At 65.0% G+C, this 9,904-nt stretch carries 10 protein-coding genes; 6 read left to right on the forward strand and 4 right to left on the reverse strand.

The window, feature by feature from the left end; all coding sequences use genetic code 11:
- The first annotated feature begins 8 nt into the window (after nucleotides 1-8).
- Genes hemQ through hemL form a run of 6 tightly spaced genes read left to right on the forward strand, consistent with a single transcriptional unit; the run spans nucleotide 9 to nucleotide 6,044 of the window.
- Nucleotides 9-734 (forward strand): hydrogen peroxide-dependent heme synthase, encoded by a 726-nt coding sequence (hemQ, locus tag AC5RU3_RS02825; RefSeq protein ID WP_309070690.1) that lies wholly within the window; start codon nucleotides 9-11, stop codon nucleotides 732-734.
- Nucleotides 731-1,933, forward strand: coding sequence for a ferrochelatase (locus AC5RU3_RS02830; RefSeq protein ID WP_309070691.1), 1,203 nt, complete (start codon nucleotides 731-733; stop codon nucleotides 1,931-1,933). Before hemQ ends, AC5RU3_RS02830 begins: the two co-directional genes overlap by 4 nt.
- On the forward strand, nucleotides 1,930-2,886 hold the full coding sequence (gene hemC, locus AC5RU3_RS02835; protein WP_309123592.1) for a hydroxymethylbilane synthase: 957 nt from the start codon (nucleotides 1,930-1,932) through the stop codon (nucleotides 2,884-2,886). Before AC5RU3_RS02830 ends, hemC begins: the two co-directional genes overlap by 4 nt.
- Nucleotides 2,883-3,734 (forward strand): uroporphyrinogen-III synthase, encoded by an 852-nt coding sequence (locus AC5RU3_RS02840; protein WP_309123593.1) that lies wholly within the window; start codon nucleotides 2,883-2,885, stop codon nucleotides 3,732-3,734. Before hemC ends, AC5RU3_RS02840 begins: the two co-directional genes overlap by 4 nt.
- Before the next feature lie 3 nt (nucleotides 3,735-3,737).
- Nucleotides 3,738-4,721, forward strand: coding sequence for a porphobilinogen synthase (gene hemB / locus AC5RU3_RS02845; protein ID WP_493964819.1), 984 nt, complete (start codon nucleotides 3,738-3,740; stop codon nucleotides 4,719-4,721).
- Nucleotides 4,722-6,044 (forward strand): glutamate-1-semialdehyde 2,1-aminomutase, encoded by a 1,323-nt coding sequence (gene hemL, locus AC5RU3_RS02850; RefSeq protein ID WP_493964820.1) that lies wholly within the window; start codon nucleotides 4,722-4,724, stop codon nucleotides 6,042-6,044.
- A gap of 104 nt (nucleotides 6,045-6,148) precedes the next feature.
- Here hemL and AC5RU3_RS02855 read toward each other — a convergent pair whose 3' ends face one another.
- The 4 genes from AC5RU3_RS02855 to AC5RU3_RS02870 all read right to left on the reverse strand — a co-directional run bounded on the left by AC5RU3_RS02855 (nucleotide 6,149) and on the right by AC5RU3_RS02870 (nucleotide 9,849).
- Nucleotides 6,149-6,991 carry a MetQ/NlpA family ABC transporter substrate-binding protein gene (locus AC5RU3_RS02855; RefSeq protein WP_309070942.1) on the reverse strand — a complete coding sequence of 281 codons (843 nt, stop codon included), beginning with the start codon at nucleotides 6,989-6,991 and terminating at the stop codon, nucleotides 6,149-6,151.
- A gap of 127 nt (nucleotides 6,992-7,118) precedes the next feature.
- Nucleotides 7,119-7,874, reverse strand: coding sequence for a methionine ABC transporter permease (locus AC5RU3_RS02860; protein ID WP_309123594.1), 756 nt, complete (start codon nucleotides 7,872-7,874; stop codon nucleotides 7,119-7,121).
- The gene (locus AC5RU3_RS02865) at nucleotides 7,871-8,851 is read right to left on the reverse strand and encodes a methionine ABC transporter ATP-binding protein (RefSeq protein ID WP_309070940.1); all 981 of its coding nucleotides are present in this window, start codon (nucleotides 8,849-8,851) and stop codon (nucleotides 7,871-7,873) included. Before AC5RU3_RS02865 ends, AC5RU3_RS02860 begins: the two co-directional genes overlap by 4 nt.
- Nucleotides 8,852-9,162: 311 nt before the next feature.
- Nucleotides 9,163-9,849: a 3'-5' exonuclease gene (locus AC5RU3_RS02870; RefSeq protein ID WP_309070939.1), complete on the reverse strand. Its 687-nt coding sequence runs from the start codon at nucleotides 9,847-9,849 to the stop codon at nucleotides 9,163-9,165.
- Nucleotides 9,850-9,904 lie beyond the last annotated feature (55 nt).

Consider the following 9,904-nt stretch of genomic DNA (forward strand, 5'->3'; position numbering starts at 1 on the left):
CTGGATTCATGAGCGAGAATGCGGGGCGCGACCACGTGCAGAGTACCTCCACCAGCGACACCCTCCAGAGCGGCGACGGGAACGGTGGTTCCGAGTTCTACACTCTCTGGACCGTCTTCAAGCGGTCAGCGGCCGCGCCAGACGACGGCGGTGCGCTCGAATCCGCAGTGTCGGAGCTTGAGGCGGCCGGCGTCGTCGTACGCGGTTTCTACGACGTATCCGCCATGCGCGCCGAAGCCGACATCATGGTCTGGCTCCACGGTCCGAAGCCCGAGGAGCTCCAGGCCGGTGTGCGTACCCTGCGGAGAACCGCAACTCTGGCCGACGCCGAGATCGTCTGGTCGGCCATGGGCGTACACCGGGATGCGGAGTTCTCCAAGAGCCACTCGCCGGCGTTCTCGCGCGGTGTGGCGCCGGAACAATGGGTCTGCGTCTATCCCTTTGTCCGCTCGTACGACTGGTACATCCTGCCCAGCGAGGAACGCCGGGAAATGCTGTACGACCACGGCATGAAGGGCCGCCAGTACCCGCAGGTCATCTCCAACACGGTGTCCTCCTTCGCGCTCGGCGACTGGGAATGGATCCTCGCTCTTGAGGCTCCCGAACTGGTCGATCTGGTTGACCTCATGCGGCATCTTCGGGAGACCGAGGCACGCCGTCATGTCCGCGAGGAAGTTCCGTTCTACACAGGCCGGCGGATCAACGCCAAGGAAGTAGCAGAGGTACTCCGATGAGCACGCACACCTTCCACCCCCTCGAGGGCGTCGACGAGAACGGCCGGATGGCGCCGAAGAAGTACGACGCGATCGTGCTGGCCTCCTTCGGTGGCCCCGAGGGTCAGGAAGACGTCATTCCGTTCCTGCGCAACGTCACCCGCGGCCGCGGTATCCCGGATGAGCGTCTCGAAGAGGTCTCGCATCACTACCGCGCGTTCGGCGGGATCAGTCCGATTAACCAGCAGAACCGAGAGCTGAAGGCCGCAATGGAGGCCGAGCTGGCCCGCCGGGGCATCGACCTGCCGGTGCTGTGGGGAAACCGGAACTGGGCGCCCTTCATCGCTGACACCCTGAAAGAGGCGTACGACGCCGGTCACCGCCGAATCCTGGCCGTCACCACGAGTGCGTATTCCTGCTACTCCAGCTGCCGGCAGTACCGGGAAGATCTCGGCATGGCGCTGGTGGAGACCGGCTTGGCCGGACAGCTCGAGGTGGACAAGGTGCGCCAGTACTTCGACCACCCGGGCTTCGTCGAGCCGTTCGTCGAGGGCGTCAGCAAGGGGCTGAAGTCCGTGCGTGAGCGCCTCGCTGCCGCAGGCGAGGCCGACGCACCCGTGCACATCATGTTCGCGACTCACTCGATTCCCATGACGGACGCCGAGGCCGCCGGTCCCCGCGACGCGGACGGTGGACCCGTCCTTGAGGACGGCGCCTACGTTGCCCAGCACCTGGCCACGGCGCAGTCCGTCCTGGATCGCGTGCCGGAAGCAGCCGGCGCCGAGTGGTCGCTGGTCTACCAGTCACGTTCCGGCGCTCCCCACGTTCCCTGGCTCGAGCCGGACATCAACGATGCCCTCGGTGACCTCGCGGCGACCGGCGCGAAGGGCGTGGTCATCGTCCCGCTCGGGTTCGTCAGTGACCACATGGAGGTGGTCTGGGACCTCGACACTGAAGCCATGGAAACGTGTGCCGAACTCGGACTGGTGGCAGAACGCGTCCCCACGCCGGGAACGCACGCCAAGTTCGTTGCCGGGCTGATCGACCTCGTCAGCGAGCGGACTGCGGACAACACCATTGTCGAACGTCCCGCCACCACGGATCTGGGCCCCTGGTACGACGTCTGCCGTCCCAACTGCTGTGCCAACCGGCGCGGAGAGAAACCGACCGTCGCGGGTGCCGACTCAACGGTGGGGCTTCCGGAAACAGAACAGGCATGACTCAAGCCGTACGGGTCGGAACCCGGGCCAGCGCCCTGGCACTGACGCAGACCACGACCGTCGCCGAAGCCCTCTCCGGCCTTGGCGGGTTCGACTACGAGCTTGTCCGGGTCAGCACAACAGGTGACGTCAACCGCGCGTCGCTGTCGCAGATAGGCGGCACAGGGGTGTTCGTGGCTGCTCTGCGGGAGGCACTGCTGGATGACAGCTGCGACGTCGCGGTTCACTCGCTGAAGGATCTTCCAACCGGCGACGCGGAGGGGCTCACGGTGGGAGCTGTGCCGGAACGCGCGGACATCCGCGACGCGCTCTGTGCGCGTGACGGGCTGACACTCGCCGAGCTGCCGCCAGGTGCCAGCGTAGGCACGGGCTCGCCCCGCCGTGCCGCGCAGCTGCGCGCTGCACGACCAGACCTCTCGGTCATCGACATCCGCGGCAACGTCGATACGCGACTCGGGCGGGTGGCTGGTCTGGTGGACGGGGGACCGGGTGACCTCGACGCCGTCGTGCTGGCAGCAGCTGGTCTTTCGAGGCTGGGTCGTGAGAATCTCATCACCGAGTACCTGGACCCCGCGCTCATGCTTCCGGCTCCTGGCCAGGGAGCCCTGGCCGTCGAGTGCCGGACCGGTGACGCCGGAGCTTCTGCCTTTGCCGAGGCTCTCCGGCAGTATGACCACATGCCTACCCGGCTGGCGGTCACCGCTGAGCGTGCCGTCCTGCGTCGGCTGGAGGCGGGCTGCACCGCCCCCATCGGAGCTCATGCTGCCGTGGACACAGGTGTCCTGACCCTTGAGGCAGTGGTGTGCAGTGCGGACGGCAGCAGGCTGCTGCGGCGGACACAGACGACGACGGCACTCACCGTGGAGGGGGCGGCCGCCGTCGGCGTCGTCCTCGCCGAGGAGCTCCTTGCCCACGGGGCAGCGGAGATTGCCGAGCTGACTCCAGGTTCATGACCGTCGGCTCATCGGTCGGCAGCCTGTCCGGGCTCACCGTAGCTTTGCTGCGCAGTCCGGACCGGGGAGCTGCGATGTCGTCTGAGCTTGTCCGGCGGGGAGCCGAGACGTTGCTGGTTCCCCTGGTGGACTGGGAGCTGCCCGCGGACACGAGCGAGCTGGACCGGCTTCTCGACGCGGCGCCCACGTACGACTGGATGGTGATAACCAGCGTGACCACAGTGCGTGCCCTTGCCCACCGGGCTGAAGCCCGACGGCTGTCACTGGCATCGCTTGTGGGTTCCGCCAGGGTCGCCGCGGTTGGCACCGCTTCCCGGGACGCCCTGGTGGAAAGAGGAGTGCGGGTCCATCTGGTTCCCTCCGAGGACCAATCCGCGGAGGGGCTCCTGGCCGCCTTGCCCGCGGAGCCTGCGCGGGCGCTGCTCCCGCAGTCTGACCTTGCTGCCGACACCCTGGAGAAGGGGCTGACCGGGCGCGGCTGGACCGTCGATGCAGTCACTGCCTATTGCACCGTGGATCATCCAGCAGCCGCGGAGCGGCGGCTGAGCGGACCCGCTGAGATCGCTGCCCACGCCGCTCGAACGGTGACGCGGGAGGAGCTGTCGGAGGGGATACTGCACGGGACGATTGACGCCGTCGTGCTTACCTCGCCCAGCATCGCCGGGCGCCTGCATGCCATGATGGGAACCCTGCCCGAGACCGTGATGACAGTCGCGATCGGGCGACGGACGGAGCGGGACGCCTCCGCCCTCGGACTAAGGATCGACGCAATAGCCGCGTCCCCCAGCCCAACAGGAATCGCAGATGCGGTGAGCAACGCCGTCGTCAATCATCGGAAGAGGACCTGACCCATGAGCTTCCCTCAGCACCGGCCACGCCGACTTCGCTCGACCCCGGCTATCCGCCGGCTCACCGCTGAGAACCGTCTCAGCCCGTCTGAGCTGATTCTGCCCGCCTTCATCCGGGAGGGCCTGAGTGAGCCTGCCGCTATCAGCTCGATGCCCGGCGTCGTCCAGCACACCACCGACACACTGAAGCGCGCCGCCGTCGAAGCTGCGGATCTCGGCGTCGGAGGCATCATGCTCTTCGGTATACCGGCCCAGCGTGATGCCACCGGCAGCGCCGGTCTCGACCCCGACGGCGTCCTGAACCGGGCTATCGCTGATGTGCGCTCGGAGGTGGGGAATGCCCTCGTCGTGATGAGCGACGTCTGCCTCGATGAATTCACCGATCACGGGCACTGCGGCGTACTGGATGCCGATGGTGCTGTGGACAATGATGCCACGCTGGACCTCTACGCACAGATGGCCGTTGTACAGGCTGAGGCGGGCGCCCACGTCCTTGGCCCCTCAGGCATGATGGACGGCCAGGTAGGAGTCATCCGCCAGGCTCTCGACGCAGCCGGTCATCAGGAGACCGCCGTCCTGGCTTACGCCGCCAAGTACGCTTCGGCTTTCTACGGACCCTTCCGGGAAGCGGTGGACTCGCAGCTGACCGGCGACCGCCGGACCTACCAGATGGACGCGGCCAACCGCCGGGAGGCCCTCGTCGAGGTGAAGCTCGATCTTGAGGAAGGTGCCGACATGGTGATGGTGAAGCCGGCCATGAGTTACCTCGACATCGTGGCGGATGTCGCCGCGATGTCGCCCGTCCCGGTTGCGGCTTACCAGATCTCGGGAGAGTACGCCATGATCGAGGCGGCCGCCGCGAACGGCTGGATCGACCGGCGTCGTTCCATCGAGGAATCAGTGCTGGGAATCAAGCGTGCCGGCGCGCAGATCATCCTCACGTACTGGGCAACTGAACTGGCCACCTGGCTGAAGGAGAGCAAGTAAATGACACAGTCCGAAGACCTGTTTGCGCGCGCACAGACCCTGATGCCCGGTGGGGTGAACTCGCCGGTGCGGGCCTTCGGCTCGGTCGGCGGCACGCCGAGATTCCTGGTGTCTGCGCAGGCGGCGTATGTGACGGACGCCGACGGCCGCGAGTACGTTGACCTCGTCTGCTCCTGGGGCCCGGCGCTCCTTGGACACGCCCATCCGGCCGTGCTCGAGGCCGTTCACCGTGCCGCGGACAGGGGACTGTCCTTCGGCGCATCGACCCCGGCTGAAGCCGACCTGGCGCAGCTGGTCCGCGAGCGGGTGTCCGCCGTCGAACGCATCCGGATGGTCTCGACCGGGACCGAAGCCACCATGACGGCAGTGCGCCTGGCGCGCGGCTACACGGGCCGGAACCTCATCGTGAAGTTCGCGGGCTGCTACCACGGTCACCTTGACGGGCTCCTCGCCGCAGCCGGATCGGGAGTGGCAACTCTTGCCCTTCCCGGATCTGCAGGGGTCACGGATGCCACAGCTGCCGAAACACTGGTACTGCCGTACAACGACGTTGCAGCAGTCGAAGCGGCGTTCGCTGAGCACGGTGGATCGATCGCCGCAGTCATCACTGAAGCGGCTCCCGCGAACATGGGCGTGGTCGAACCGGCCCCCGGTTTCAATGCGGCGCTGTCGCGTATCACCGCCGAGCACGGGGCACTGCTGATCGTGGATGAAGTCCTAACGGGATTCCGTGTGGGTCCCGGCGGCTACTGGGGGCTAACCGGCAAGGATGAAGGCTGGGCTCCGGATCTCCTGACCTTCGGCAAGGTCATTGGCGGCGGGCTTCCGGCGGCAGCACTTGGCGGCCGCGCGGACGTCATGGAATATCTGGCGCCTTTGGGACCGGTCTACCAGGCCGGAACCCTTTCGGGGAACCCGCTCGCCATGGCTGCGGGTGTCGCCCAGCTGACCCACGCCACTGACGAGGTGTACCGCGCGATCGATGCCCGTTCGCTGGAGCTGTCCGCGGCTGTGTCGGAGGAGCTCACGCGGGCCGGCGTCGATCATTCTGTCCAGCGGGCGGGAAACCTGTTCAGCATTGCTTTCGGCACCTCGGAGCGCGGCGTACGCAACTATGCTGACGCCCAGGCACAGGAGACTTTCCGCTACGCGCCGTTCTTCCACTCAATGCTGGACTCCGGGGTTTACCTGCCGCCGTCTGTCTTTGAGGCCTGGTTCCTCTCCTCGGCCCACGACGACGCCGCCATGGAACGCATTGTGGCCGCATTGCCCGCAGCCGCTCGGGCTGCAGCCGCCGCGGGCGCTACGCCGTCGGGAGTATAGGTCGGCATCCGTCCGGAACGTCCTGGAACAGTAATGGCCGGCGGACCCGTGAGGGTACGCCGGCCATTCTTCTGTGTACATCTTTGCGGATTACCGCGGGCGGCTTAGAAGCCGGGGGCTACGTCCCCGTTCGGCCAGGTCTCCTCGATGTACTGCTTCACCTCGGGGGAGTGCAGCAGTTCCTCAAGCTTGGCGATCCGCGCATCACCCTCGGAGGATGCGTTCCATGCCAGGAAGTTGGCGTACGGGTTGTTCTCGACGGACTCGACAATCAGGGCGTCCTCAGTGCTGAGGCCGGCATCCAGGATGTAGTTGCCGTTGATGATTGCAACGTCCACGGTGGGGTCCTGCAGGTCGTTGAGCAACAGTTCGGGCTGGTTCTCCACGAACTCGAGACCCTTCGGGTTCTGCTCTTCAGTCAGGGACAGCACCGAAGCGTCGGCCTCAATGTTCTCGAGCAGGCCTGCTTCCTGGAGCAGCGTCAGTGCGCGCGCCTGGTTCGAGGGGTCGTTTGTGATCGCTACGCGACCGCCGTCGGGTACTGCTGAGACGTCGTCGTGCTTCTCGGAGAACGCAGCATAAGGCTCGATGTGGACGCCCTCACCGTGCGCGAACTCGTAGCCCTGGCTTTCAACCTGGCTCTCGTAGTAGGGCAGGTGCTGGAAGTAGTTAGCATCCAGGTCGCCCTCGCTCAGCGCGATGTTCGGCGTGGTGTAGTCGTCGAACTCCTGAATTTCGAGTTCGATACCGCTTCCCTCGGCGAGGTTGTCGCGGACAAATTCGAGGATCTGGGCATGGGGTACGGGGCTTGCACCGACGGTGACCGTGGCCGGACTGGCGGGGTCGAGGGTTTCAACGGCGGCGGGAGCGCTGTCGCCCGCACCGCATGCTGAGAGGGTGAGAAGTGTGGCCAGCCCGGCGGCTGCCAGCGAGAACTGCTTACGCATGGTGATGTGCGTTCCTTTCTTTGGACCGGCGGTCGGGTGGGACCGTGGACGCCGGGAGGATGACGGCTGGCGGCTACCGGCCGTCGTCGGCCCCGCCTGGCGGGCGGAGCAAGTTGGGGGAGCGCCTTCAGACGCCGATCACGTTGTTGGCTGCTTCCTGACGACGGTTCCGCCTGCTGCGGCGGGCACCTGCCGTGGCGGCAGTCCGGTGGTCCACACGCTGAGCGAGGCGGTCGCCGATCAACTGGATGATCTGCACGATGGCGACGATGATCACGATGATGACCACCATGACCGTAGTGTCGAACCGCTGGAGTCCGTAGTTATACGCGAGCCGGCCCAGGCCTCCACCACCGATGATTCCGGCCATTGCCGAGTATCCGACAAGGGTGACAAGCGTGGTGGTGAACGCCGCGATGAGCGACGGGAGGGCTTCGGCGATCATGACCTTGGTGATCACCTGAAGACGCGTCGATCCCATAACCAGCGCAGCATCAATTTTTCCGGACGACACATCACGCAGGCTGGTCTCGACGAGGCGGGCGAAGAACGGTATGGCGCCGATGCTCAGGGATACGGAAGCTGCGACTGGACCGATGGAGGAACCGGTCAGGAACCGGGCGAGCGGGATCAGGGACACCATCAGGATGGCGAAGGGAATGGACCGGGTGATGTTGACGACGACGTCGCTCACAATGCGGTTGGTCACGGGCATCGGCCGGAGTCCGCCGGGGCTGCTGGTATGCAGGAAGATTCCCAGCGGGAGACCGATAAGCAGAGTGAAGAATCCCGAGATGCCGATCATCTGAAGCGTGGCGAGGAACTCCTCAGGAAGCGCCTGGGTGATTCCGGGATTTTTGAAAAGGCTGTCGAGGAAATTCACGCTGCCACCTCCACATGTACGCCGGCACCCTCAAGGTAGGCGGTGATCTCGCTGAGCGGCACGGGAGAGTCAACCTCTACCCGGAGTCGGCCGAAACGTGACCCTGCGAGAGTTTCCACGGTTCCTGCGATGACGTTCACATTGGCGTCGAACCGCCGGGTCAACTCCGACAGGATCGGTGCTGAGGCTGTCTCACCGACAAGCAGCAGATCAAGCTCGGGCAGGGTCGCATCGAGAGAGCTTGAGGGCAACGGCATCAGGGACTTCCCCAGGGAGCCGGAGCGGTCGCCCACAACTTCGTGAAGGGGTCCGTGCTCGATGATTCGGCCGCGCTCAAGAAGCGAGACCGAGTCGCAGATCCGCTTTACGACGTGCATCTCATGCGTGATGACCAGAACGGTCAAATTCAGGGTACGGGTCAGGTTCCTGATGAGCGTCAGGATGTCCTCGGTGGTCGCGGGATCAAGCGCCGAGGTCGGTTCGTCGCACAGCAGCACATCCGGATCCGAAGCCAGAGCGCGGGCAATGCCCACCCGCTGCTTCTGACCGCCCGAAAGCTGGGACGGATAGGCATCAGCGAACTCGGTGAGGCCAACAAGGCCAAGGAGTTCGTCGACCTTGCGGCTGATCTCGGATTTCGGGGTCTTTACAAGCTCGAGCGGATGAGCGACGTTCTGCGCTGCAGTCCGGGAATCCATCAGGTTGGCGTGCTGGAAGACCATGCCGATCCGGCGACGAGCTGTGCGGATCTCAGAATCCTTGACGCTGGTCAGTTCGCGACCATCAATGACGACGGATCCCGAGGTTGGGCGGTCGAGGAGTGTCAGGCAACGGACAAGCGTTGACTTGCCGGCCCCGGAGTGTCCGACGATTCCGTGGATGGAACCTTTCGGTACTGCGAGGGTGACGTCGTCCAGTGCTGTAACGGTTCGCTCACCCTGGCGGTAGGTTTTGCGCAGGTTGGTGACTGTGATCATTCGTCCTCATGCTGTCTGGGAGTTCACAGGATCTCTGTGAACTCCGCTACTCCGCGAGCAGGAAAGCGGCATCCTTCAGGGCGTCGTTCGGGAGCGTGATGGGTCCTCAGCCGGCCGGAATTCGGCGCGGATGGACGCAGAGTAATGCCAAGCAAGTATGGCACGGTCGAAAGATCCGACTGAAATTTAGTGCGGGGGATCACGTCGCCGGCTATGGAGAAGTAGTATCCCGGAGCGGGGTCGAATAATCTTCGATCTCATGGACGAGCGGCACCTACTTGGGGTCGTTGCTGCGTGACCTGCCTGTAGATTCAGCACGCAATTGCAGGCCATCCGCCCTCGACCACCGCTGCTGGGTCACTGCGGCGTAGATATTCCTGGAAACTTTCAGCCTGGCGACGAGCCCAGGTCACCTGGAATCCATGCAGGTCGGGCGCCGGCTTTTGAAGCTGATGGAACCGGTCCGCAAGCACTGCACCGACGCCGAGTGTGGCCAGGACGTCAGCTGCGGAGGTATGCGCGTTCTCAAGGGGGACGCCGTAATGGGCGCATGTCGCGCTGAGCGTTCGTTTCCCGCGGCGGTAACGGTCCGCGTACTTGTCCATGACATAGGGATCCAGCACAGGGAATGGGTTGGGCGTGAAGACGTTATGCCTGGAACCTTCGCTGGCGAGGACCGTGAAGTCATAGCGGGCGTTGAACGCCAGGACGGGAATGCTCCTCCGAAAGTAGCAACGCAACACTTCGGCTACCTCGTGCACTACCTGCGCGGCAGGTGCTCCCTGTTCTCTTGCGGTGCTGGTGGAGATCCCGTGGACGGATGTTGCCTCACTGGGGATGTCCACGCCTGGATCGGCAAGCCACTCGTGGTGGTGCAGGACTTCTCCCTGCCCGTCGACGAGGATGATCGAGGCGGTGACGATGCGCGCAGTGAGCGGATCGCGGCCGGTGGTTTCAAGGTCAAAAGCCGCCCTGGGATGCATGTGCCAGCTGTTCATGGCCCAGACGGTATCCGCCGGGTATGACAATCTTGTTCGCCGACGCCGCGCCGGC

This window comes from Arthrobacter sp. MDB1-55 (assembly GCF_059092925.1).